This is a genomic window from Isoptericola sp. NPDC055881, assembly GCF_053615895.1.
In genome coordinates this window covers 66181-90611 of sequence record NZ_JBSHCR010000003.1, presented here as the reverse complement: position 1 = coordinate 90611, position 24431 = coordinate 66181, and the positions used below count along the sequence as shown (strand labels likewise).

21 protein-coding genes and 1 pseudogene are annotated in these 24431 nt (G+C 71.0%); 10 read left to right on the top strand and 12 right to left on the bottom strand.

Features of this window, described 5'->3' with window-relative positions:
• Positions 1-14: 14 nt before the first annotated feature.
• The gene (locus ACWGKI_RS01765; RefSeq protein WP_452184188.1) at positions 15-3083 is read right to left on the bottom strand and encodes a glycoside hydrolase family 2 TIM barrel-domain containing protein; all 3069 of its coding nucleotides are present in this window, start codon (positions 3081-3083) and stop codon (positions 15-17) included.
• A 288-nt stretch (positions 3084-3371) separates the two neighbouring features.
• On the opposite strand from ACWGKI_RS01765, the gene ACWGKI_RS01760 reads away from it, so the two are divergent.
• The 4 genes from ACWGKI_RS01760 (at position 3372) to ACWGKI_RS01745 (ending at position 7285) form a co-directional block, all read left to right on the top strand.
• A complete protein-coding gene (locus ACWGKI_RS01760) occupies positions 3372-4661 on the top strand; it encodes an ABC transporter substrate-binding protein (RefSeq protein WP_452184186.1) in 1290 nt (429 codons plus the stop codon).
• Positions 4661-5635 carry a carbohydrate ABC transporter permease gene (locus ACWGKI_RS01755; RefSeq protein WP_380240939.1) on the top strand — a complete coding sequence of 325 codons (975 nt, stop codon included), beginning with the start codon at positions 4661-4663 and terminating at the stop codon, positions 5633-5635. Before ACWGKI_RS01760 ends, ACWGKI_RS01755 begins: the two co-directional genes overlap by 1 nt.
• Complete coding sequence (locus ACWGKI_RS01750; protein ID WP_452184184.1) at positions 5622-6554, top strand: carbohydrate ABC transporter permease; 933 nt, start codon at positions 5622-5624, stop codon at positions 6552-6554. Before ACWGKI_RS01755 ends, ACWGKI_RS01750 begins: the two co-directional genes overlap by 14 nt.
• A gap of 200 nt (positions 6555-6754) precedes the next feature.
• Positions 6755-7285: an NAD-dependent epimerase/dehydratase family protein gene (locus tag ACWGKI_RS01745; RefSeq protein ID WP_452184182.1), complete on the top strand. Its 531-nt coding sequence runs from the start codon at positions 6755-6757 to the stop codon at positions 7283-7285.
• On the opposite strand, the gene ACWGKI_RS01740 is transcribed toward ACWGKI_RS01745, so the two are convergent.
• The 5 genes from ACWGKI_RS01740 to ACWGKI_RS01720 form a co-directional block, all read right to left on the bottom strand.
• Positions 7166-7999, bottom strand: coding sequence for a hypothetical protein (locus ACWGKI_RS01740; protein ID WP_452184180.1), 834 nt, complete (start codon positions 7997-7999; stop codon positions 7166-7168). The genes ACWGKI_RS01745 and ACWGKI_RS01740 overlap by 120 nt on opposite strands.
• Entirely contained in the window at positions 7996-8328 is a 333-nt protein-coding gene (locus ACWGKI_RS01735) for a DUF4387 domain-containing protein (RefSeq protein ID WP_452184178.1), read from the bottom strand. The genes ACWGKI_RS01740 and ACWGKI_RS01735 overlap by 4 nt, the downstream gene beginning before the upstream one ends.
• Complete coding sequence (locus ACWGKI_RS01730; RefSeq protein WP_452184176.1) at positions 8325-9743, bottom strand: acyclic terpene utilization AtuA family protein; 1419 nt, start codon at positions 9741-9743, stop codon at positions 8325-8327. The genes ACWGKI_RS01735 and ACWGKI_RS01730 overlap by 4 nt, the downstream gene beginning before the upstream one ends.
• A 2-nt stretch (positions 9744-9745) precedes the next feature.
• Complete coding sequence (locus ACWGKI_RS01725; RefSeq protein ID WP_380240949.1) at positions 9746-11074, bottom strand: MFS transporter; 1329 nt, start codon at positions 11072-11074, stop codon at positions 9746-9748.
• A gap of 73 nt (positions 11075-11147) precedes the next feature.
• On the bottom strand, positions 11148-12053 hold the full coding sequence (locus tag ACWGKI_RS01720; RefSeq protein ID WP_452184174.1) for a GntR family transcriptional regulator: 906 nt from the start codon (positions 12051-12053) through the stop codon (positions 11148-11150).
• 101 nt (positions 12054-12154) lie between these two features.
• Here ACWGKI_RS01720 and ACWGKI_RS01715 point away from each other — a divergent pair, with 101 nt between their 5' ends.
• Positions 12155-12724, top strand: coding sequence for a TetR/AcrR family transcriptional regulator (locus tag ACWGKI_RS01715; RefSeq protein WP_452184172.1), 570 nt, complete (start codon positions 12155-12157; stop codon positions 12722-12724).
• Positions 12725-12760: 36 nt separating this feature from the next.
• Here the strand turns inward: ACWGKI_RS01715 and ACWGKI_RS01710 are convergent, their stop codons facing one another.
• Positions 12761-13687: an NAD(P)-dependent alcohol dehydrogenase gene (locus tag ACWGKI_RS01710; RefSeq protein WP_452184170.1), complete on the bottom strand. Its 927-nt coding sequence runs from the start codon at positions 13685-13687 to the stop codon at positions 12761-12763.
• 1175 nt (positions 13688-14862) lie between these two features.
• A pseudogene (locus ACWGKI_RS01705) lies at positions 14863-15075 on the bottom strand (MarR family transcriptional regulator); the annotation flags it as partial.
• On the opposite strand from ACWGKI_RS01705, the gene ACWGKI_RS01700 reads away from it, so the two are divergent.
• Complete coding sequence (locus tag ACWGKI_RS01700; RefSeq protein ID WP_452184168.1) at positions 14974-16020, top strand: DNA-3-methyladenine glycosylase family protein; 1047 nt, start codon at positions 14974-14976, stop codon at positions 16018-16020. The pseudogene ACWGKI_RS01705 and the gene ACWGKI_RS01700 overlap by 102 nt on opposite strands.
• Positions 16021-16318: 298 nt before the next feature.
• On the opposite strand, the gene ACWGKI_RS01695 is transcribed toward ACWGKI_RS01700, so the two are convergent.
• Entirely contained in the window at positions 16319-17809 is a 1491-nt protein-coding gene (locus ACWGKI_RS01695) for an MFS transporter (protein ID WP_452184166.1), read from the bottom strand.
• A 107-nt stretch (positions 17810-17916) separates the two neighbouring features.
• On the opposite strand from ACWGKI_RS01695, the gene ACWGKI_RS01690 reads away from it, so the two are divergent.
• Positions 17917-18360 (top strand): MarR family winged helix-turn-helix transcriptional regulator, encoded by a 444-nt coding sequence (locus tag ACWGKI_RS01690; RefSeq protein ID WP_452184164.1) that lies wholly within the window; start codon positions 17917-17919, stop codon positions 18358-18360.
• 96 nt (positions 18361-18456) lie between these two features.
• Here the strand turns inward: ACWGKI_RS01690 and ACWGKI_RS01685 are convergent, their stop codons facing one another.
• Positions 18457-19032, bottom strand: coding sequence for a TetR/AcrR family transcriptional regulator (locus ACWGKI_RS01685; protein ID WP_452184162.1), 576 nt, complete (start codon positions 19030-19032; stop codon positions 18457-18459).
• Positions 19033-19177: 145 nt separating this feature from the next.
• On the opposite strand from ACWGKI_RS01685, the gene ACWGKI_RS01680 reads away from it, so the two are divergent.
• Positions 19178-21034: a flavin-containing monooxygenase gene (locus ACWGKI_RS01680; protein WP_380240962.1), complete on the top strand. Its 1857-nt coding sequence runs from the start codon at positions 19178-19180 to the stop codon at positions 21032-21034.
• Between the two features lie 161 nt (positions 21035-21195).
• A complete protein-coding gene (locus ACWGKI_RS01675) occupies positions 21196-21963 on the top strand; it encodes an MBL fold metallo-hydrolase (protein WP_452184159.1) in 768 nt (255 codons plus the stop codon).
• A 103-nt stretch (positions 21964-22066) separates the two neighbouring features.
• Here the strand turns inward: ACWGKI_RS01675 and ACWGKI_RS01670 are convergent, their stop codons facing one another.
• On the bottom strand, positions 22067-22600 hold the full coding sequence (locus ACWGKI_RS01670; RefSeq protein WP_452184158.1) for a TetR/AcrR family transcriptional regulator: 534 nt from the start codon (positions 22598-22600) through the stop codon (positions 22067-22069).
• A gap of 79 nt (positions 22601-22679) precedes the next feature.
• On the opposite strand from ACWGKI_RS01670, the gene ACWGKI_RS01665 reads away from it, so the two are divergent.
• Positions 22680-23603, top strand: coding sequence for an SDR family NAD(P)-dependent oxidoreductase (locus ACWGKI_RS01665; protein ID WP_452184156.1), 924 nt, complete (start codon positions 22680-22682; stop codon positions 23601-23603).
• Positions 23604-23615: 12 nt separating this feature from the next.
• Here the strand turns inward: ACWGKI_RS01665 and ACWGKI_RS01660 are convergent, their stop codons facing one another.
• The gene (locus tag ACWGKI_RS01660) at positions 23616-24431 is read right to left on the bottom strand and encodes an alpha/beta fold hydrolase (RefSeq protein WP_452184154.1); all 816 of its coding nucleotides are present in this window, start codon (positions 24429-24431) and stop codon (positions 23616-23618) included.

Genomic DNA, 24431 nt, shown 5'->3' with positions numbered 1-24431 from the left:
GGTAACAGCGGGCGTCACTGCTGGAGCCCCCCGGAGATCAGGAACGTGAGGGTGCGTGCCTCGGGCCGCAGCGTGAAGTCCGGCAGGACGTCCGGCCCGCACGCGGCGCTGCCGAGCCCGTGCTGGGCCGCGTCGAGGTAGAGGTGGTGGCCGCGCACGGGTGGGAGCTCGTGCGGGTGAGTGGCGGCGGTGAGCTCCTCGGCCGAGTGCCGGGCGAGCGTGAAGCCCGGCAGCCGTCGCTGCGCGTCGCGGACGGCCTCGATCCGCAGCCAGGGCTCGTCGCCGGCGGCGAGCTCGAGCCAGCGGACGTCGCTGCGGTGGCCGTTCTCCTGCGGGCGTGCGTAGCTCATGGCGAGGTCGTCGACGTCGGCGGCGAACCGGCCGACGAGGGCTGCGCGGCGGCTGTCGGCGTAGGACTCGAGGGGGCCGGTGCCGAACCAGGTCGCGTGGTCCACGGCGGCGGGGACGCCGAGGTGGACGCCGGTGCGCGGCCAGACGAGGTCCCACCCGCGTGACGGGACGATGTCGAGCTGCACGGCGACCGTGTGCTCGTCGATGGGGCGCCACAGGGTGTCCAGCCAGACGGCGAGCTTGCTGTTGGCCGCCGCGTAGCGCGTGCGGGTCAGGACCGCGCCGTCCGCGCCGTCGACGTCCTCGGCGCGCTCGACCCGGCCGACCAGGCGGTCGAGCCCGGCGTCGAGCCACGAGCGCAACTGGCGCTTGTCGTTGTCGATGGGCGCCCGCCACAGGGTGAGCTCGGGGGCGGTCACGGGCCGGCCGGCCAGCTCGACCAGCGTGGCGCCGTCGAACACCGCGGGGCCGAGACGGCGGTGGCCGGCCCGGGCGGGCGTGGCCGATCCGTCGACGGCGCGCGGGCGCAGGCCGCCGAAGACGACCTGGTCGCGGGCCGGGGCGCCGCCCAGCTCAAGCTGGGCGGTGGAGACCACGTGGCCGGCGGGCGCCCAGGCGGTCTGCGAACCGAGCACCGCCTCGACGGTGAGCCACGTCTCGGGCCCGAAGCGGCTCTCGCCGGTGGCGGGGTCCACCGGGTCGAGGTGCGGGAGGTCGACCGGGACGGACACGCGTGCCTCGGGTGCGAGAGGCCGGCCGTCGTCGGTCACCTTCACCTCGCCATCGGCCACGGTGATGCCGTCGCGCTCCGCGCGCCAGACGAAACGCACGCCGGAGGTGTCCGCGCTGTGCTGGCGGTTGGTGACCTCGAGCCCGACCTCGCCTGAGCGGGTGGGCGCCAGGCGGAGCCGAATCGGCGCCACGACGGCCTTGAACTCATGCAGGCCTGGGGTCGGGGTGCTGTCGGAGAGCACCATGCCGTCCATGACGAAGTTGCCGTCGTGCACGACCTCGCCGAAGTCGCCGCCGTAGGCGAAGAACTCCGTGCCGTCCGGAGTGGCGGTGCGGATGCCGTGGTCGCGCCACTCCCAGACGAAGCCGCCGTGCAGCCGCGGGTAGGTGTCGACCAGATCCTCGTACTCGCTGATCAGGCCGGGGCCGTTGCCCATGGCGTGGACGTACTCGCACAAGATGAACGGGCGGGTGCGCTGGCGCCGGGACTCGGCGGCGTCGCAGCCCGGCAGCAGCACCTCGGTGCCGTCGCCACCGATGGACGCGGTCTCGGCGATGGACGAGTACATGCGCGAGTAGACGTCGGTGTACTGCCCGGTGTAGTCGCCCTCGTAGTGCACCGGCCGACTCGCGTCGCGATCGTGCACCCACGCCGCCATCGCGGCCAGGTTCGACCCGGTGCCGGACTCGTTGCCGAGCGACCACATGACGATGCTCGGGCGGTTCTTGTCGCGCTCGACGGTGCGCTCGATGCGGTCGAGGAGCGCGTCGCGCCAGCGCGGGTCGTCGCTCGGGTTGTCCCGCCAGTCCTGCGCCCAGAAGCCGTGGGTCTCCAGATCGCTCTCGAGAATGACCCAGAAGCCGAGCTCGTCCGCGAGCTCGAGCACGCGCGGGTGCGGCGGGTAGTGGCTGGTGCGGATCGCGTTCACGTTGAACTGCTTCATCATCGCCAGGTCGGCGCGGACGAAGTCCTCGTCGAAGACGCGCCCCAGGTCGGGGTGCGTCTCGTGCCGGTTCACCCCGTGGAAGACGACGCGGCGGCCGTTGACGGTGAACTGGTCGCCGACGATCCGCACGGTGCGGAAGCCGAGCCGGGTCGTGACCGTCTCGTCGCGGCCGGTCACGGTGGCCGCGTAGAGGCGCGGCACCTCCGCCGACCATGGCTCGACGGCGGCGACGTCGAGCGGCGCGACGTCGTCGGGGGAGTCCCAGGTCGCCTCCAGCCCGAGGTCGGGGACGGACAGCGTCACCGGGTAGGCAGCGGCGGGCGCCGTGATCTCGGGCGTGATGCGGCCGCGGCCGGTCGCGGCGGCGTAGTCGGCCTGCAGCCACACGTCGTCGATCCGCCCGGCCGGGCGCGCCAGCAGCGTGACGTCGCGGAAGATCCCGGGCAGCCACCACTGGTCCTGGTCCTCGAGGTAGCTGGACGCCGACCACTGGTGCACCCGCACCACCAGGACGTTCTCGCCCGGGCGCAGCAGGGCGGACACGTCGAACTCCTGCGTGAGCCGGCTGCCCGTGCCCCAGCCGACCGCCTCGCCGTTGAGCCACACCCTGTACCGGGACTCGACGCCGTCGAACCGGAGAAGCACGTGCTCGGCGGCGGCGAAGTCGTCGGGCAGGGTGAAGCGCCGCCGGTGGTCGCCCGTCGGGTTCGCGTCGGGGGGAAACGGGGGATCCACCGGGAACGGGAACTGCACGTTCGTGTAGATCGGACGCCCGTACTTCCCCTCGCCCTGCAGCACCCAGTGCCCAGGAACCCGGATCTCGTCCCACTCGGCGTCGTCGTAGCCGACCGCCGCCACGGCGTCGACCGCCTCGCCCGCGGGCAGCACGCCGGCCGCCCCGAGCGCACCAGGAGCGCCGTCGAGCAGCCGGAACCGCCACCGGCCGTTCAGCGACAACGACGGCGCGTCCGTCCGCAGCCAGGAGCGTGCCGGCGCACGCAGCCCACCACCCGGCCCGCGCTCGGTGAGGTAGTCGGAGCTCGCGTCGCGCATGCGGTCAGGCCTTTCGATCGGACGGGACGAGGAAGCGATGGCGGACCATCGGCGCGGTTCGAGGCAAGCCATGGTGAACGTTCACGCCGGATCGAGGCTACGAGGTGGGCCCGATGGCCGTCAACCGGCCACCGAACCACGATGAGAACCGCGGGAAATCCAGGATGCCTTGCCATGACGGGGGGATTGACACGTCCCAAGGAGCGGTGGAACATTTCGCGGCGGAGCGTGATCGTTCACGGATGACGCTCGAAGAACCACGACTCGACGAAGAGACTTGGAGACAGCGTGGAACGACTCTCTCGCCGCGCATTCCTGGCCGGCTCCCTGAGCCTGACCGGCTTGGCCGCCGCAGGGGCCCTGTCCGGGTGCTCACCGACCGTGTCGATCTCGTCCGACCCCAAGACCCTCACGCTCTGGTATTGGAACCTCAGCATCGCCGAGAGCCTGCTGGCCACGGTCCGCAAGGGCATCCCAGGGACGCGGTTCCGGTTGGACACCGACAAGGTCAGCACCGGCATCGACGTCAAGCTCCGCACGAGCCTGGCCGGCGGTGCCTACGTCCCCGACGTGACGGCGCTCAACTCGAACGTCGCGACCTACTTCCCGATCGAGGACCAGTTCCACGACCTGAACGAGCTCGGGGCCGGGGAGTACAGCGACAAGTACCTCGAGTGGAAGCTGCAGATGGGGGTCACGTCGAACGACCGACTCTGCTTCTGGCCGATGGACACCGGCCCCACCGCGCTCTGGTATCGCCGGGACGTCTTCGCCGACGCGGGGCTTCCCAGCGAACCCGACGAGGTCACCGCGTCGATGACCGGGTGGGACGCCTGGATCGAGGCGGGCAAGAAGCTGCGCACCGACGCGGACGCGGCCATCATCACGAGCAGCCCGCAGGCCTTCGCCCAGCTGATGGGGGCAAGCGCGGACCGCTACTTCGACTCCGGCGGCGCGCGCCTCTACGACCGGGAGAACTCGGCGGTGCGCCAGGCGTGGGACGTCGCGGTGCAGGCCGGGCAGGAGGGTGTCACCGCACGGGCGTTCACCGACACGGAGAAGAACTCGGCGCTGTCCGCCGGGCGGCTCGCGTCCAACATCGAGGCCGCCTGGTGGGGGCCGCAGCTCCAGGGCGCCGCGCCGGACACCAAGGGGCTGTGGGGTGTCGCCCACCAGCCCGGCCTGGCCGGCAACAACGGCGGGTCGTTCCTGGCCGTGCCGAAGACGGCCAAGGACCCGGAGGCGGCGTTCGCGCTGCTTGCCTGGCTGACGTCGCCGGAGCACCAGGTGACGAGCTACGAGGAGGCCCAGCTGTTCCCGTCCACGCCCGACTCGTTCGTGGCGATCGACCCGGACCGTCCCGACGAGTTCTGCGGCGGCCAGCCGATCACGCAGGCGTTCGTCCGCGCGGCGGAGGAGGTGCCGACCACGTTCATCAGCCCGTACGAGAACCTGATCATCGACGGCATCAACCTCGAGCTGACCAACGTCGAGACTCAGAACAAGGACCCGGAACGTGCCTGGGACGACGCCATGGCGCGCGCCGACCGGCTGCTGCAGAAGAAGGGGTTGATCTGATGGCGACGACGACGGCGCCGCCCGTCTCCGGATCGAGCGCGCTCGCCACGCCGACCGGCCCGGCCAAGAAGCCGCGGGGACTCCGGCGGTACTGGCCGCAGTACCTCGCGATCTCGCCCTTCTACCTGCTGTTCCTCGTGTTCGGCCTCGTCCCGATCGTCTTCTCCCTGTTCATCTCGTTCCACGACTGGGACGGCGTCGGGGAGATGAAGTATGTCGGCCTGCAGCAGTACACGTTCCTGATCAGCGACCCGCGGTTCTGGAACTCGGTCGCGAACACCTTCATCATCTGGTTCCTCTCCACGGTGCCGATGATCTTCCTCGCGCTCCTCCTGGCGTTCTTCCTGCACCAGAACATCCGGTTCAAGGGCTTCTACCGCGTCGCGTACTTCCTGCCCAACGTCACGTCGATGGTCGCGATGGCGATCGTCTTCGGGTCGGTGTTCTCCGACTCGTTCGGCCTCGTCAACTCGGCCCTCACGGCGCTGCACCTGGATGCGATCCCGTGGCTGAGCTCCGACTGGGGCATCAAGGTGACGATCGCCGTCATGGTGATCTGGCGGTTCACGGGCTACAACGCGATCATCTTCCTCGCCGGCCTGCAGGCCATCTCGAGCGACCTCTACGACGCCGCGAAGGTCGACGGCGCGGGCACGTGGCGCACGTTCAGCCGGATCACGGTGCCGCTGCTGCGCCCGGTGATCCTCTTCGTGGTGATCACCTCGACCATCGGCGGGCTCGGGCTCTTCACCGAGCCGCAGGTGCTGCTCGGCGACACCGGCGGGCCCAACGAGGCGGGCATGACCATCGTGCTCTACCAGTACAACCAGGCGTTCACGCAGTTCGACTTCGGGTACGGCTCGGCCCTCGGCTGGGCACTGTTCGTCATCGCCGCCATCTTCTCGATCATCAACTGGCGGCTGGTCAGCGAGCGCGACACGCGCGGATGGAGGAAGCACCGTGCCCAGCACTGACACCCGCACCGCCACCAGCACCGACACCAGGCCCGACACCCCCGCCGCCGACACGACGACGGGGGCCCGGTCGGCCCGGCCGCTCGCGCCTCGGGCGCAGCGCGTGGTGCGGTCGACCGTGACCCACCTCGTGCTCGTCATCGGCGTGCTGCTGTCGATCTTCCCGTTCTACTGGCTCGTCGCGATGTCGACGAACACGACGGCGGACATCTTCGGCTACCCGCCCAAGCTCACCTTTGGTCCCGAGCTGTGGACGAACATCCAGAACGTGTTCGCGAACATCGACCTGCTCAGCGCCCTCGGCAACACCCTCATCGTGTCGCTCTCCTGCGCGGCGCTGGTGATGTTCTTCTGCTCGCTCGCCGCGTTCACGTTCGCCAAGTACCAGTTCCCGTTCAAGAACGTGCTGTTCGCCCTGCTGCTGGTGACGTTCCTGGTCCCGGCCCAGCTGTCGCTCGTGCCGAACTTCGTGATCATGGCGAACCTCGGCTGGATCGGCACGCTCCAGGCGCTGATCGTGCCGGGCGCCGTGAGCGCCTTCGGCATCTTCCTGCTGCGGCAGCTCGCGGACGGGGCGATCCCGGACGAGCTCCTCGAGTCGGCGCGGATCGACGGTGCGGGGTTCTTCCGCACGTACTTCGCGATCGCCGTGCCGATGCTGCGCGGTGGGCTCGCGTTCCTCGGCATCTTCACCTTCATCGGGGCGTGGAACGACTACGTGTGGCCCCTGGTCGTGTTGATCAACCCGGGCCGGCAGACGCTGCAGGTGGCGCTGTCGCAGCTCAACTCGATCTACAACACCGACTACGGGATGGTCATGGCCGGTGCGCTGATGAGCGTCGTACCACTGATCGGGGTGTTCCTGATCGGGTCGCGACACTTCATCGCCAACATCGCGGCCGGGGCCGTCAAGGGGTGAGCTGACCCGGGGAGCGGGCGGATCGGGGTGGGGTACCCCCAGGAGCCGGCCTCTGTTTCGAGGGAGCTTGTGGAGCACTCGCCCCGCTGCCGTCCCCGAACCCGGCGCGCGCGTGTCTTGCGCGCCGGGTTCGATTCACTCATGGCCTGGCGGACGGGTGCTGGACGACGGGAGCAGCATGGGCAACCTCGTCAGCACCGGTGGCGCAGGAGCGTGAGTGGGCCGACATCCTTGCGGTGAACGTCGACGGCACGCGAGCCGTGTGCGAGGCGGCGCGCCGGGCAGGGATGGGGCGGTTGCTCCTGGCGGTCTCCGTGCACGCAGCAGGGTTCTTGCCGACGGAATCGCCGATCGTGGGGATGCCTGCGCCGCGACCCGACACCTACTACGGGGTGGGGAAGGCTGCGCTGGACGAGGTCGGCGCGTCCTCCAGGCCCGATCGCGCCTCGGTCGCCGAGCTGGGGGAGGGCGAAGAAACGACCCATCGAAAGGCTCAGAGCACACCCGCGCCTGCTTCGACGCGACAAACCAGCAGTTCACCACACCTACCCCCGACGACTTTGCCGGGGCCCGCATCGAGTGGCAGCTGCGACGGCCTCGGAGTCTCCGGCTCAGGTGGACAGGGTCTCCTCAAGGAACTTGATGACCTCCGGCAGCACGCCCGCTGCTTCGTGGGCGACGGCCGGCACGATGTCGAGCCTCACGTTCAGCCCTCGGGCCTCGAGGGTTGACGCCAGGAACGCCGCACGATCGCGGCGACCGGCACCCGCGCGCGCCTCGCGGGGGTCGGAGGCGACAGCGGCCAACAGCTCGCTCGAATCGTCGAGGCCCCCGACCACGACCTGGAGGTCGACGGCGCGCAACGCGTCCAGATCCACCGGCCGTCCGAAGACGAGCGGCGCGTCGCCGATTCCGTGCGGCCACGGCTCGTCGTCCAGCAGTGTGACGCGCCCGGGTGCGCCGATGGATGCCGCCCGCACCCGATCTGCGTGCAGGAGCGTGAATCGCAGCGCGAACTGGCCACCGCCCGAGTACCCGGACACCACGACGCGCGCGGTGTCGAGACTCCACCTCTCGGCCGCCTCGTCGATCATGGCCAGCAGAACCTGGTCGTAGCGCACGCCGCCTGCGGCGACCTCCTTGTAGTCGTTCAGCTCGTTCGGGCCGCCGAGGCCCGCGGGGAACAGCGGGGCGAGCACGGCCACACCGGCGCGCTCCGCGAACTCCGCGAGGGAGTCGCGTGTGCTCTCTGCCGTCCGATGAGTGCCGTGCACGGCGACGACCAGCGGCATCGGGTGGGGTAGACCCGGGTATCCGACAGGGACATAGAGAGAGTAGGAGAACCGTGGGTCGGACCCGAGGGCGAAGAACGGGGTCGCTCCGAGCATGAACTGCAGTGCTGGGTGCCCGTCCGGCAGGCCGTCGGCCCTGAGCCGCGCGTTCATGCGGCGTCCTCGTCGTCGCGTTCGGGAACCTCGACGTCGAGCAGGAGCGCATGCTGCTGTCCGCCATAGCAATCGACGTCGCCTGCTGAGCCCTGGATCACCGGTCGAGGCATGGAGGCCTTCACCGCGAGTGCCGCGGGATGCTCGAAGACACGCACCGTGGCCGCGTCCGCGCCGTAGAGGGACGCGAAGAGATCGGGAGTGAGGATGCCGCTTCCGACGACCCGGTCGTACGCGGCCTGGTCACCGAGCATGATGTCGAACGTCAGCGTGAACGGCCCTGCGTTCTTCGATCGGATGAGGCTGCAGAGCTCCACGAGCGCGGTCATGCGGCGGCTCCTTCCAAGGTCGGACCGATCGGACCTCGCGGCGCCTGGGCGACGATCGTCTCGAACTCGGTGCGGAACAGAGCGGATGGGTCATCGACCACGACGGTGCTGTTGAGCGTGAACTCGTACACGGCCCCTCGATCCATCTCCGGGGGCGAGAAGGGATAGGCGACGGTCGAGACCAGGCCGTCGTACTCGGGGATCGGCAGGTGCGAGAGCACGTGCGCGGCCGTGGCGCCGACGGCGTGAGCGATCTCCTGCGTGGCTGCGGTGACGGTGAGCAGCACGCCAATCTCGTGGGCGGGCTGACCGCGCAACGGCTCGCGCTCGCCGAGGACGGCGTCGTCTCCGTACAGGGTGAATCGGATGTCGACGTCAGCCGGGTCCACGTTCCCAGCAAAGAGCGCCTGGATGCGCTCGGTGAAGTACTGGTTGGCCATCGGCAGGATCTGCTTCAGTCGGGCGATCACGATGCGGTCGCGCACGCCGCCGACGGCCACGGTCTGGAAGCCGCGCAGGCGCGCGCCTTCGAGCTTGTTCGTGTAGGTGTCGGAGGCGTGGAAGCGTGCACCGCGCACCCGCACCATCGTCTCGCTGATCTGCTCGTACTCTGCCGCTGAGGTGTCCAGCACGCCGGACGGTTCGACGACGAGGAAGGGGTCGGCGTTCTCGTACAGCGTGTGGGCCGCGACGGATTGCGCGGTCAGGCGGGATCCAGGTTGCAAGGCTTCGACGTCGAAGTGGTCGTCGCGCAGGTAGACGAGCAGCCCGTCGGCCGATGGCGGCACCGCGCACGCCGCCCCGCACTCGACCGTCTTGGCGGCGTGCCAGGTGAGCCCAGCGTCCGCTCCCTGCAGGTGAGGGAGCGCGGCGAAGAGAGCAGTGTCGCTCGCGCGCCCGGCGAGAACCACGTCCGCCCCTGCGCTCAGCGCTCGTTCGATGGGTTCGGACCCCATCATCGCCACGACGTGGCTGTCGACGAGCGTGGTCGGTTCGATCGGCACGAGGGGTTCGAGGGCACGGATGCGCCCTGCGGATCGGGCGCTCTCCAGCCGTTCGGTCGGCTGATCCGAGTAGATGAGGGCGAGCCGGAGCGACAGACCCTCCGCCTCGGCGATCTCGCGCACGAGAGCGGCGACCCCGTCGACTCCGACGTCTCGACCGCTCGTGCCACACGATCCGACGACGAGGGGCACGTCGAGGCGCGCTCGACCAAGGAGCAACAGCCGCAGGTCACGCCGCACGGCGGCGTCAGAGAGCTTCGGCACCCCGGACCCGAGAGCTGACGGCCCGCTGTCGGTGGATCCGGCATCGCAGGCGATCACATGCGGCCGGCGGGCGAGGCCGGCCTCGAGCGATTCTTCGGTGAAGCCTCCGCCGAGGACTCCGGTGGGTGCGAGAACGCGGATCTCCAAGTTCAGCTCTCCTTTCGGGGCGTGCCGGCATCATCCGCCGGCCGGGTGTCGACGTCGTCGAACTGTCGTGGGTTGATCTCGCGGCGCACGCCGAGGAGGCAGAGGAACGCGACGGCGACGAGGATCGTGGCGTGCAGGAACAGGAAGCGCCAGGACGTCAGGTCGACCATCACACCGATGATGGCCGGGCCGAGCGAGGCCCCGAGAGCGGTCGCGATCGCGTAGAGGCCGGTATAGGTGCCGACGACGGTGGCACTGGGGGCGAGGTTCCACATGATGACGACGCCGTTGATCGAGAACGCGGCGTAGCCGATGGATGCGATGATCACTCCCACCATCGTGACGGGCACGGTCGGCACCGTGAATGCGAGCATGCAGCCGAGAGCGAAGACGATCGTTCCTATTCCCGTGACCTTGCGGCGACCGAACCGGTCGCTCCAGAGCGCGATCGGCACAGCCACGACGATGAAGGCGAGGCCGGCGGGCAGGGCGAGCGATCCGGCCTGACCTCGCGTCAGGCTGAGCACGTCCATGGCGTAGGGGGTCAGCTGGGATCGCATGGCGGCCCAGGTTCCCGCTGTGGCGAAGATCGTCACGAGCATCATCACCCGGCTGCGATCGCGCATCAGGTCGCCGATGACCGCGCGGAAGGTCCACGGGGTCGAGGCGATCTCGGCGTCATCCTCGGCGATCGCCCGCTGATAGCCGGGAGAGCTCGTCTCCTTGATCGTCAGCGCGACGATGATGGTGGCGCACACCATCATCAAGGCCGGGATCGCGAACGCGAGCTGCACACTGCGGTCGACGATGAGCAAGCTGATCAGCGACGACACGACGATGGTGATGCTCGTCGCGACCTTCGCGATGGCGTTCGCAGTGCTGCGCTTGCCTGCCGGCTGGAAGTCGGGCGTGAGCGAGTCGACGGCGGACTTGAACGAGTTGGCGGTCAGGCCGAACAGGAACAAGCAGATGATGAGTGACCCGAACGAGCTGGTGAACGGGATCAGCACGAAGAAGACGGCTGCGATCGGGGCACCGATCACCAGGTAGGGGACGCGACGGCCCCAACGGCTGCGCGTGCGGTCGGACAGATGCCCGATGAGTGGTTGCAGGACGATGCCCAGCACGTTGTCGAGCCCCATCAGCAGGCCGATGAGGGCCGCGCTGGTGGTGTATTGGGCGATGCTCGCCGGAACCTGCGCGTCGTAGAAGTTCCAGACCGACTCCTGCGCGAACACGGCGAGAGCGACGAGCATCGCTGCCCGAAGGTTCAGCCTGCCGCGGTCGGTCACGGGGTGCTTGCCGCTGGTCGGGATCGTTGCTGCGCTCACCAGACTCCTTCGTCTGTCGCTATTTGCTATAGCAACGCACGATACGGCACGCCCGCGCTGGCGACAACCAGGGTCAGACGACGCGCCGGATGTCTCGGTGGGAGCGTTCGCCGTGCCGGAGCGCGATCTCGGCGGCGGCGTCCTCGTCCCCGGCGGCGATCACGTCCAGGAGCGCCTGGTGATCGCCGTAGCGCTCGCGGATGCCGACCGCCGACACGCGAGTCAGCGTCCGCGTCGCCTCCGCACGCTCTGCCGGGCTGAAGGCGCGCGACTGTTCAAGCAGCCGCGCCAGCACCGGGTTGCCGGCGATCACCTCGATCTCGTCGTGGAATCGGCGGATGCCGTCGAAGGCCCGTCGCGCAGCGCGCTCATCGAGCTGTTCTTGGCTGCCGAGCTGCGTGAGCAACAGCTCGGCGTCGGCTTCCGCCGAGGCGAGCAACGCGGTCAGCCTCTCGATGTCCGTACTCGTTGCCTTACGTGCCGCAAACCGCGCCGTGAGGGCCTGCAGCGTCACCTCGATCTCATCGATCTCCTCGAGGGACTCGTCCGTGAACTCTGCAACACGCATGGTGCGTAGCCCGACCCGCTCGATCTGGCGATCCTGCACGAGGCGCGCAATCGCTTCCCGAACCGGCGTCGGGCTGACACCGAGCATCTCGGCCAGTCCGCGCTCGGTGACCTTGGCCCCGCGCGGGAGCTCGCCGTTCGAGATCGCCGCCCGGATCGACGCGTACGCCTGGTCGCTGAGCGTCGTCGACGTGAGGCTGGAGAGAGCGGGACGCACCATGGGTGCGAGCCTACTGCGGCGCGTCTCACGGCAGGCCAGAGCATCGTCGTCGGCCTCGCGTGCCGCACGGGCCTCGGCCTCGGCGACCCACGTGCAGGACGACGAGCGTGCGGCCTCGACGACCTGGCGCAACCGCTTCACCTCGACGCCCGTGCTGGTGGTCGGGGGCGCGGTGGTGAGAACACCTCTCATGGCCACGCCCTTGGTGGTCAGCTCGTCTGCGATGTCGCGTGCGTCCCAGGAGGGGGCCCGCGGATGTGGAAGCGCTTGTCCACTTCTCGTAGCATCGCGGAATGGGCGATCTCCGGCGGGACGCGCAGCTCAACCGGGAGCGCATACTCGCGGCCGCTCGTGTGCTGTTCGCCGAGCGGGACCTGCAGGTGCCGACCTCCGAGATCGCCCAGCGTGCTGGTGTCGGTGCGGCGACGATCTATCGCCGCTTTCCGACTCGCGATGCGCTTGTCGCGGCGGTCTTCACGACGCGGGTGGACGAGTGCGTGTCCCGCATCCTCGAGGCTTCTCGCGATCCGGACCCGTGGCGCGGCTTCAGCGCCGCGATCCAGGCGCTGTGCACCGTGGACGCCGATGGTCGTGACCTCACACGCGACTTCCTCTCCGCAGTACCGGGCGGTGCGTCCGAGTTCGACGACCAGCGTCGTGTCGCCGAACAGGCCTTCGCCGATCTCGTCCGTCGGGCGAAGGAGGCCGGAGCGCTCCGCGCCGAGTTCGGTCGTGACGACCTGACGCTCGTGCTCGCCGCCAATGCCGGCCTGGTCCAGGGTGACGTCGCCGCGCGTCGGGCGGCGTCGAAGAAGCTCGCCGACTATCTCGTGGCGGGCTTCCGCAACCCGGCGACCTCCTGACCGCCCGTCGGCACGGGCGCAGATCCGGCGGGCGGCTCACGCTTCGACGGACGGCTTCGCGATCTCGATGACGTGCTTGCCGATCACGCCGCCGGCCTCGAGCGACCGGTGAGCCTCGGCGATCCGGTCCAGCGGGTACACCTCGTTCACGATCGGTCGCAGCACGCCCTGGTCTGCGAGCCTCGCCACGTCGGTCAGCAGCTGAGGGTCGGGATCGCCACGGAAGATCCGCACGCGTCGCGGCCCGTGGATCGTCGAGCCCAGCACATAGGCCAGGCTCGCGAGGCGTCGGTTCATGTCGATCGTGATGGCCACCATCCGTCCGCCAGGGCTCAGCAACCGGCGTTGACCGCGAAAGTCCGACCCTGCGGTGTCGACGATGACGTCGAACCGGCCGAGCGCTGACAACGGGGTGCTGCGATAGTCGATCGCGTCGTCTGCACCGAGGCTGCGCGCGGTGCTGAGCGCCTCGGCACGCGCGAGGGCGGTCACGTGCGCGCCATAGAGCTTGCCGACCTGCACCGCGAAGCTGCCCACGCCCCCCGTCGCGCCTCGCACGAGCAGGCGTTCGCCAGGCTTGATCGCGGCCTTGTCGCGCAACGCCGTGACGGCGGTGGTGGCACCCGCCGGGATGGTCACCGCCTGCAGCGCGGTCAGGGTGGACGGGGCCGGTGACAGTCGACTGCGTCGTACCGCGAAGTACTCGGCCGCCGTGCCGGGGGGCGTCTCGCTGATCGCCCAGACCATCTGGCCGACCTCGACATCGTCGACGTCGGCGGCCACCTCGACGACCTCCCCCACCAGATCGATGCCGGTCCGCATCGGGAACTTTTTCCCCAGCACCGCGCTCAGCCGCCCCGCGCGCCCTTGGACCTCACCGCCGTTGAGGCTCGTCGCCAGCACGCGCACCAGCACCTCACCGGCTGCCGGACGGGGCATCGGCACCTTCGCGATGCGCAGCACCTCCGGGGGTCCGTACCGGTCGAACACCGCCGCTCGCATCTCCGTCACGACGTCTCCCTTCTCGCACGACGTTCTCGTTTCGCGGCGACCCTACGAGTGGTCGCTCGGCACCTCGCCGACAACGCGTAGAAGTGGGAGAGCGAGCATCGACGCACTCGCAGAACGCCGCTGTTCGCCCCCGCATGCGAGATTCCCGTATGCCGTCGAGCCACGCGGCCGGCCGCGTGAGATGACAGCCGCGGTGAGAGATCGTCCTTGCGCGACTCTCCTCGCCGCGGCTCCGACTTCGCCAGCCTGAGCTGCCAGCAGCAGCGACGAGCCACCCGGCGTGGGGTTTCATCTGCTCACTCGCGGCAGCCACCCGCTGACGGTGCCGAGCCGTGCAACCTGGTCGCTGCGCCGAGCTCGGCTCGCACCATGAGAGGGCGGCATCCGCCGCACCCTGAGACCACGACACTCCTGTCGGTGTCTCGCAGTCCCGCTCAGCGGGGGCGCGCTCGATTCCCCCATGGTTCCCGCACAGCCTCACGGCTCATGGAGAAACCGCAGGTGGATGAGGGTTTGGACAGTTCAACGTCTGGCCGAAATCCCAGATCTGTCGGGTTAACGAAGGTCTCGTCCTGCGCCGGGGCGAGACCTTCGTGCTTGTCCGCGCCTGCGGCGACTCGATTCGATCCCGCCATCATCGGGCTCGAGCAGCGCCACGACCGCAGGCCGCGGCGAGCTGCTGGTCTACTTCCTTGTCCTTCTCGGGGTCCGTGGGGTTGGGCGGGTCCGGGCAGCAGTGCTCGCCCAGATCTCCGATGCCGGGGCTCGTCGAGGCTCAGGAACCCGGAGCTGTCAGGCTGCAGCTGTCGCTGGTTGCGCGCGCGTCACCATGGCGCCAGCTCGAACTGTCACCTGTCCGAGCAGCAGCCGCTGCGGCGTCGTCGAAGGAGCGCGTCGTGCGGAAAGTGGCTGGCCCGGCGTGTTCGACGTCGTCGAGGACGACCGTCATCGACGGGGGACCTCGACGTCCACCGAACCTTCGGAGGTGGCGCGGACCGTCAGCTCGCCGTGCCGGGTCGGGACGGTCGCAGAGGCCCAGTCCAGGTCACCCAGCCGAGGGTTGATGCGCACCCTGTCCCAGCTGTCGGCGAGGACCTCGATGCCCAGGACGGTGCTCGGCAGCAGAAAGGCCGGTCCCGCAGACCAGGCGTGGCACAGGCTCGCAGGACGAGGTTCATGGACTGCCGTGTGACGAACGCTCCACGCGCGAGCTCGGCGTTGGAGAGCCCCGGCCTCTGGTGCAGCAGCTCGAGGCAGGCGTGCTGCGGAACGGTGAGGCCCAGGGGGCGCAGTACCGCGTCCATCGCTCCGCGCAGTACCGCGGCAGCCTCCTTGAGCAGGTAGCCGATCGACTCCTCCAGGGGGCCGATGACGGGGGGTTGACATTCAATGGCTGTGGAAGCGGCCGAAGGAGGTGCACGATGGCGCAGCTGGGCATCGAGCGGGTGGTGCGGGGCCCGTGGTCCCTCGCGACGAGCAGGGAGTTCTGGGAAGGTTTCGCACCAGCGGCGCTACCTGATGCGGACGCTCCGGGCGCCTCGCTGAGGACGGTGTTCCGGGTCGATACCGACTGGTCCAGCGCGAGCGCCGTCGTGCGACAAGACGGTGCGCAGGCGACGATCACCGTGCGCGGGGACGGCGACCTCGACGCCGCGGCCGACCAGGTGGCACGTTTCCTGGCGCTCGACGTCGACGCCACGGGGTGGCCCGAGATCGGCACGCGCGACCCGGTGATCGGCGCCGCCCAGGCGGCGCTGCCGGGCTTGCGGCCGTGCGGCTTCCACTCCCCGTACGAGGCTGCCGCGTGGTCGGTGCTGTCGCAGCGGGTCCGCATCGTGCAGGCCGCCCGCACTCGGCGCGAGCTGATCGACCGGCATGGTGACGATGGCGCGTTCCCGGCACCGGCTGTTCTCGCGGCGCTCGACCTCGATCTCCCTGGCCGCAAGGCCGAGTACCTTCACGCCGTGGCCGAGGCCGCCCTCGAGGGACGGCTCGCGGGCGCCGTGCTGCGCGCGATGGACCCCCGCGAGGCTCTGACCTCGGTCCAGGACATCACGGGCGTCGGCCCGTTCGCCGCCGAGCTCATCGTGCTGCGTGGAGCCAACGTGCCCGACGCCTTGCCGGCGCGGGAGCGGCGGCTCGACGCCGAGGTCGAGGCGCTCTACGGGCCCGGCGCGTCGGTCGCCGAGGTGGGCGAAGGCTGGCGGCCGTTCCGGACGTGGGCCGCCGTCCTCCTTCGCGCGCAGCGGGAGAACCGCTTGCACGAGATCGCCGGCCGTCGGTGAGGCGCGTCGCTGCGGCAGGCGGTGGCGGCCGGCTGACGACAACCGCGAGGCCGACAGCGCGCGGGTCGTCGACCGATCGCGGTCGCGCCGCTCGGTGCCCGGCTGAGGAACTCCTGTCCCACCGCTGACGGCGGCCGACGTAGCGCTTGCTCGGCTGCTGCGATCCTGCGGATCTCCTGATCGACGGAGCGTCCGCGGCGGCCGCGGAGCGGAAGGCCCCGCCCTCTCGGAGGACGGGGCCTTCGTCGTGCCCGAGGGTCGTCGCTGCGTCCCCACGGTGCTCGTCGTGGCGAGGTGCTCAGACGGCGACGGGTTCGCCGTCCGCCACGTCCTGGTCCTGGACCTGGTGGGCGGCGGGTGCCGGGAGCTCGGCCCGCTGGCGAGGGATGAGCAGGACGACGAGCGCGCCGACGGCGGCTGCCGCCGCGCCGATGACGAAGCAGAGCTGGAAGGCGCCCTCGGTGGGGATCGCGGGGGTTCCCGGCGCGAGGGTGGTGGTCTGGCTGGTGAGGACGATCGCCATGACGGCGCCGGCGACGGTGGTGCCCATGGAGCGCATGAGGCTGTTGAGGCCGACGCTCGCGGCGGACTCGGTGGGCGGGACGTTGCTGAGGATGAGCGTGGGCATGGCGGCGTAGCCGATGCCGACACCGGCGGAGGCGACGCAGGACGCCAGCATGAGCTGCCAGGGGGCGTCCATGAGGAACACGGCGACGACGTAGCCGAGGGCGAGCACGCCGCCGCCGACGGCGAGGGTGACGCGTCCGCCGAGACGGGTCAGCATGCGCGAGGACACCGGGGTGAAGAGCATCATCATCAGGCCCGCGGGAGCCATCCACAGGCCGGCCTCGAGGATGGTCTGACCCAGCCCGTAGCCGGTGGCCTCGGGCATCTGGAGCAGCTGCGGCACGACGATGGACTGCGCCATCATCCCGAAGCCGATGAGGAGCGCGGCGAGGTTGGTGAACAGCACGGGCTTGCGGGCGGTGGTGCGCAGGTCGACCAGGGGGTCGGCGTGGCGCAGCTCGTACCAGCCCCACACCAGCAGGACGACGACGCCGCCGACGATCAGGCCCAGGGTGCTCGCGGCGTCCCAGCCCCAGTCGTTGCCCTTCGAGACGCCGACGAGGAGGGCGACGAGCCCTGCTGCGAGGCCGAGCGCGCCGACGACGTCGAGGCGGCCGGGGTGCGCGTCGTGCACGTGCGGGACGACGGCCAAGGTGCTGACGGTCATGACGGCGGCCAGCGCGGCCGAGACCCAGAACAGGACGTGCCAGTCGAAGTCCTGCGCGATCCAGGCGGCCAGCGGCAGGCCGAGCGCACCGCCGACGCCGAGGGTGGCGCTGATGCCGGCGACGGCGGTGTTGCGCAGGTGCGCGGGTGCCGTCTCCCGGACCATGCTGATGGCGACCGGGATGTAGCCCATCGCGATGCCCTGCAGCACCCGGCCCGCGATCATGGGGCCGACGGAGTCGGAGACCGCGCACACGAACGATCCGATCACGAGGACCGCGGCCGAGACGGCGAGGACCGGCTTCTTGCCGTACAGGTCGGCCAGGCGCCCCGCCACGGGCATGGCGACACCGCCTCCGAGCAGGGTCGCCGTCACGACCCAGGACGTGTTCGCGGCGGACGTGCCGAGGAGCTGGGGGAGCTCGCTCTGGATCGGGATGACCAAGGACTGCATGAGTGCGGCGCACAGGCTGCTGAAGCCGAGGACGACGATGACGGCCACCGCGCCGGCGGACGACCGTGACGCCGGTGCGGCGTCAGGGGAGGGGGACTTCATGGCACTCCTCGCGGGATGTGTAAGATACATAGCAACTTGTGTATGGTACCTACATATCTGGTCGAGTCAACTCTGGAGGACCGATGCCGTCTGGGACACTGTCGTCCGTGACGCCTGCTCCCGATCACCGCCCGCTCGGCGACGACCGCCGGGCCGCGGGCCTGCTGGTCCAGCTCGAGGTGCACCGCCGCATGGCCGAGCACCGCAGCTCCCTCGGCGTCGCCGACGGTCGGCTGCTGTGGTTGCTCTCCGACGGCCGGCCCCGGACCCTGCGGGAGATCGGCGACGCGCTGCGACTCGAGCAGTCCACCGTGAACCGTCAGGTCAACGGCGCGCTCGCCGCGGGCCTGCTGCGACGGATCGCCGAGCCGGGCCGGTCTGCCCGGCTCGTCGAGCCCACCGACGAGGGGCTCACCGCCTACGAGTCGGCCACAGCGACCGCCCTCGGCGAGTTCGAGGCCGGGCTCGCCGCCCTCGGGGCCGAGGCCGGCACCTTCCTCGACCTGCTCGACCGGTTCGTCGACGCCTACGGCGACGCGGTACGGAGGTAGCACGGTGTGCCTGCTCGACGCCACGCTCAGGACGGGGCGCTGATCGTCCGTCGCCACCTGGCTGACAGGCGCTCGTGAGCTGCCGCGAGGCGAGGCTCAACCCTCCGGCGGGCTGGTGGTGAACAGTCCTCGGTGGAGCATCGTCCGGACGCGGCGCGGGTTATGTCCGGCTGACGCGTCGCCGACACCGTGCGTCGTCGCGGCGCGCGCCGCCATGGCCATGGGCAGCGCGAGCAGGACGTCCTGGGTCGTGACCGACGGCTGGGTGAGCCCCTCGTCGCGCGCGCGTGCGACGAGCGGGTCGAGCGCTTCCGCGGTCCGTCGCGCAAGGTCCCCGACCTCCGAGGTGTCGCGCTGCCCGACCACCCGGGACAACCAGGGGGCGTCGAGCTGTACGTCGAGCAGGTGGTGGAACAGCGCGATGGCGCCGTCGTCCCTGCCGGCGAGCTTCGCAGCGCGAGCCTCGATCTCCCGGACGTTCTCCTCGAGCACGGCCGAGACCAGGGCTGCGCGGCTGGCGAAGTGGCGGTGCAGGGTGGTGCGGCTGACGCCGGCCGTGTCGGCGATCGTCTCGAGCGGTGCGTCCGGCCCCTGCTCGGTGAACACCCGTCGCGCGGCGATCACGAGGCGCTCGCGGTTGCGGGCAGCGTCGCGTCTGGTGGGGACGGGCATACGCCGAGGGTAGCGACCGGTGCGGACGCGCGGCGGTGGGCACTGGGAAACGTACGGCGATGTACGGTTGTGGTTGCCCGAGGCGCCGTTGTGGTGGCCCGGGCTACGTCTCTGATGCCCTGTGCCGCCCACGGAAGGTGCCCTCGTGACCCACACGACGCTCGCGCACGTCGTCGACCCCGCCAACCTCGGCTTCGACCCCGACGCCCTGCGAGAGAAGTACCGTCGCGAGCGCGACCGGCGCGTGCGGCCCGACGGGAACCGGCAGTACCGGCGGGCGGCGGGGGAGTTCGGGTACTACGCGAAGGACCCGTACACCGAGCGGGTCGAGCGTGAGCCGTTGACCGACCGTGTCGAGGTGCTGGTCGTGGGCGGTGGGTTCGGCGGTCTGGTCACCGGTGCCCGGCTGCGCGAGGCCGGGTTCGAGTCCGTGCGGATGATGGACGAGGCGGGCGACTTCGGCGGCACGTGGTACTGGAACCGGTACCCGGGCATCCACTGCGACATCGAGTCGTACGTGTACATGCCGCTGCTGGAGGAGACGGGGTACGTCCCGTCGATGCGGTACGCGCCCGGGGAGGAGATCCGCCGGCACGCGGTGCGGATCGCCGAGCACTACGGCCTGTACCGCGACGCCGTCTTCCAGACGCGGGTCACCGAGCTCACCTGGGACGAGGACGCGGAGGAGTGGTTGGTGCGCACCGACCGCGGGGACGCGATGCGTGCGCGGTACGTGATCGTGTCCTCGGGCACCCTCACGCAGCCGAAGCTCCCCGGCATCCCGGGGATCGAGGACTTCCGCGGGCACACGTTCCACACCAGCCGCTGGGACTACGGCTACACCGGTGGGACCGCGGACGGCGGGATGACGGGACTGGCGGACAAGCGCGTGGCCGTGGTCGGCACCGGCGCCACGGGCCTGCAGGTGATCCCGCACGTGGCTCGCGACGCGGCGCACCTGTACGTCATGCAGCGCACGCCGTCGTCCGTGGACGTGCGGGACAATCGGCCCACCGACCCCGACTGGGTCGCGTCCCTGCGGCCGGGGTGGCAGCGCGAGCGCATGGAGAACTTCCTCGCGATCCTGTCCGGTGAGCCCGTGGACGATGACCTCACGCAGGACGGCTGGACCTCCACCGCGCGGCTGCAGCGCCAGATGCTCACGGGCGCGGTCGACACGTCGCTCGACCCGGCCGAGCGGGAGCGGCTGGACGAGCTCGCCGACTTCGCCAAGATGAACCAGGTCCGAGACCGTATCGACGGCATCGTCCAGGACCCGGCGACCGCCGAGGTGCTCAAGCCCTGGTACCGGTACATGTGCAAGCGCCCGGGGTTCTCCGACCTGTACCTGCAGTCCTTCAACCGTGAGAACGTCACCCTCGTGGACACCGCCGACCACGGCGGCATCACCCGGATGACCGCGACCGGCGTCGTGGTGGGGGAGGCGGAGTACGAGGTCGACTGCGTGATCTTCGCGACCGGGTTCGAGGTCGGGGTCTCCGGCGTCGTCTCGGGCACGATGCCGGTGCACGGGCGCGGCGGGACCACGCTGCTGGAGGCCTGGGGGCGCGGGCCGCGCACCCTGCACGGCTTCTCCTCCCACGGGTTCCCGAACCTGTTCCATCTCGGGTCGATGCAGAACGCCAACTCGGTGAACTTCGTGCACATCCTGTCCGAGCAGGCCGGCCACATCGCCGCCGTCCTCGCCCGGGCGGCCAAGACCGGCGCCCGGTACGTCGAGCCCACCGCCGAGGCGGAGCAGGCGTGGTGCGACACGATCCTCGACGTCGCCGTCGACAACTCGGCCTTCCTGGCCGAGTGCACCCCCGGGTACTACAACGGGGAGGGCACGCGGCGGGCCGCCCCGACCTCCTACAGCCCGGGTCCTGTGGCCTTCCACCGGCTGCTCGCCGAGTGGCGCGAGGGCGACATGAGCGACGTCCTCGTCGGTGCTTCCGAGGCCGCTCGGACAGAGGTGGGGGCGGCCACCGCCGCACCCTGAGGCAGCGACACTCGCGTCGAGGTCTCGCGGTCTCGCTCGGCGCGGGGAGCGGGCCTGGTTCCCGGCGGAAGACCTGTGGCGGTTGCGAGCCCGCGGTCACGCGGGCCAGGGTGTGCGTGTCGGTGGAGCAGGCCGCCGTCGCTCTGGGGCGAGGAGACGGCATGCTGGCCAACGACCGACGAGGACGGGTCACCGAGGTCGCCGACCGGGTGCACAGGATCGAGCACGCGTTCGTCAACGTCTACCTCGTGACGGGTGACGACGGCCGCGTCCTCCTCGTGGACACCGGGCTCCCCGCCGCGTGGAACGTGCTCGGGAGGGCGTTGCGCGAGCTGGGACGCACCCCGGCGGACGTCGCGGCCGTGGTGCTGACGCACGCCCACTTCGACCACACCGGGACGGCGGCGCGCGCACAGGCGGTGCTCGGCGTCCCCGTCTGGCTGCACCAGGAGGACCATGCGGTAGCGGCCCACCCGTACCGGTACGCCCACGAGAACGCCCGGGCCTGGTACCCGCTGCGGCATCCCCGGTCCTTGCCGGTGCTGACGTCCATGGTCGCCGCCGGGGCTCTCCGCGTCCCCGGGGCCCGGGGCCTGCGGCACGCCGAGCCGGACGCGGTGCTGCCGGTGCCCGGGGTGCCGCGCGTGGTCTTCAGTCCGGGCCACACCGCCGGGCACTGCGCGCTCCACCTGCCGGACCGCGGGGTCCTCCTCACCGGCGATGCGCTCGTCACCCTCGACCCGTACACCGGGGAGCGAGGGCCGCAGATCGTCGCCGGCGCCGCCACGGCCGACAGCGTGACGGCTCTGAGCTCGCTCGACGCGCTCGTCGCCACAGGCGCGCGGACCCTCCTGCCCGGCCACGGCGAGCCGTGGCACGGACCTGTGGCCGAGGCGGTCGCCAGGGCGCGGGCCACGGGCGCCCACTGACGCGGCCGTCGTGCCGCGACCGCCTCCCGCGAAGGGGGCGGCGTCCGGCACCTCGCGCAGCGCGCGCTCGACGTCGGCAGGCTCCGGCCGGCGAGCACCAGGATCAGGCCCGGAGCCCGCTGATCATGACGTCGAGCAGCAGCACACGGTCGCGCCCGTCTCCCAGGCGCACGGCGTACTCCACCCCGCACACGAGCCGCTGGATCTGCTCGACGGAGATCTCCGCGCGGACCCGGTGCTCGCGGACGGCGGCCTCCAGGGCCACCCCCGCCGAACGGAGGAACTGCTCGCGCAGTGCGCGGGCCTCGTCCGAGACGTCTGCGGCGATCAACAGCTCCCGCAGGCCGTCGCGCGTGAGCAGCAGCTCGGCGTCGTGCCTGACCAGGTCGAGGAAGGACGCGCCGGGGGACGGCGACTCCGCCACGCGGCGCGCGGTCTCCGCCAGCTCCTCCAGGGCGTCGAGGTGGAGGGCCTCGAGCAGCGAGGCCACCGTCGGGAAGTGGCGGTAGACGGTCCCGACGCCGAGGCCGGTGTCGCGGGCGAGGTCGTTGAGGCGGATCGTGCCGGGCGGCACTCCTCGCGCAGCCTCGAGTATCCGGGCGCGGGATCGGGCGGCGTCGGCTCTCAGTGCGGCCATGCGCTCAGCCTAGCGGAAACGGATGGAGCATCCGGTTGGAGTACTCTCAGCGGATAACTCATCCGGATAGGAGCTCCACATGAACTGGGACCCGCACCAGCTGCCCGACCTGCGCGGCCGCGTCTACGCGGTCACCGGGGCGACCGGAGGCATCGGGTACTTCGCCGCCGAACAGCTCGCCGTCGCCGGCGCCGAGGTCGTGCTGGCCTCCCGGTCGGCAGCGAAGCTGCAGCAGGCGAGCCGCGCCATCGACCAGCAGAGACCCGGGGCGGTCACCCATCACGTCCCCGTCGACCTGACCTCCCTGGCATCGGTGGCCGCGGCCGCAGACCGGCTCGCCGACCTCCCTCGGCTGGACGGGATCTTCCTGAACGGCGGACCGATGCAGCTCTCCCGGACGGCGCGGACCCACGACGGCCTGCCGCTGATGCTCGGCGCGCACACGGTGGCGAACGTCGCGCTCGTCGCCCGGCTCCTGCCGTTCCTCGCCGAGCAGGCCCGGGAGGGGGCCGGCCGCATCGTCCACGCGTCGACGGGCTTCGTGCAGCAGCTCCCGGTGCGGGTGGACGACGTCGACCGCACGCCCCGCACCGGCCTCGGGGCGTACGTCAAGGCGAAGACGGCCACCGAGGTCTACGCCTTCGAGCTCGACCGGCGCCTGCGCGCGGCCGGCCTGCCGCTCGCGTCGATCGTCACCCGCCCCGGGGTCGGCGTCGACGCGAAGACCCCCCGCCGGCCCGGCATCCGTGACGACACCGTGCCGTACCGGCGCAACCCCTTCACTCCCTGGGCGCAGGGCAAGGACGCCGCGGCGTGGTCGGGCGTCCGCGCGCTCGCGGACCCGGACGCACGAGGCGGGGAGTACTACGCGCCCGCCGACGGTGCGCGGGGGGTGCCCACCCGGATCGACCCCGACCCTGCCACCGCCGACCCGGCGCCCGAGGTCACCTCGAGGCTCTGGTCCCGGCTCGCCGAGCTGGCCGGCGGGGAGCCCGTCCTCTGACGGGCACCGGGCTCAGCCCGCGGCCGGTGCGACGCGACCGAGGAAGTCGAGGAGCACGCGGTTGAACTCCGCGGGCTGCTCGATGTTCGCGGCGTGGCCGTCGCGGGCGATGACGGCTGCCTCGCCGTGCGGGGCCAGGGCGGCGGACACCGCGGCGTGGGTGCTCGGCCAGAACTCGCTGTCGGCGCCCGCGACGAACAGCACCGGCACGCCCGTCGCGGCGACGGTCGGTCGCCAGTCCCGCCGGGCGTGGTCGTCCAGGAGGGTGAGCTCGCCCGGGGTGAGAGTCCGTTCGGCACCGCGCATCGCGCGCAGCAGGCGCACGAGCCGCATCCCGCGCCTGAGCATCGGCGTGCCCTTGCCGGTCTCGGGGATGCCCTCGGCGAAGTAGGTGTCGACGTTGCTCTCGTCGTAGCCGTAGAAGCCGTGCGTCCAGCCGTCCGTGTTGAGCATCGCCGGGGTCTGGTCCACCGAGACGACCGCCGCGACACGCTCGGCCCCGCCCTGCGCGAGGTGCGACCAGATGGTGCTGGCCCCCATCGAGCCGCCTACCAGGACGGCGTCGCGCAGGTCGAGGGCGTCGAGGACGCACGCGACGTCGAGGCCGCGGCGGTCCATGTCGACGGCGTCCGGCCGGTCGGCGGCGCCCTGGCCGCGCAGGTCGACCGCCAGGACGCGGAAGCCGGCGGCGGCCAGGGGCTCGACCTGGTACCGCCAGGACGTGGCGGCCGCCTTGAACCCGGCCAGGAGCACGACCGGTCGGCCTGCGGGGTCGCCGTGCTCGGTGAGGTCGAGCCGGACGTCGTCGTCGGCGACGAGGGTGGTCAT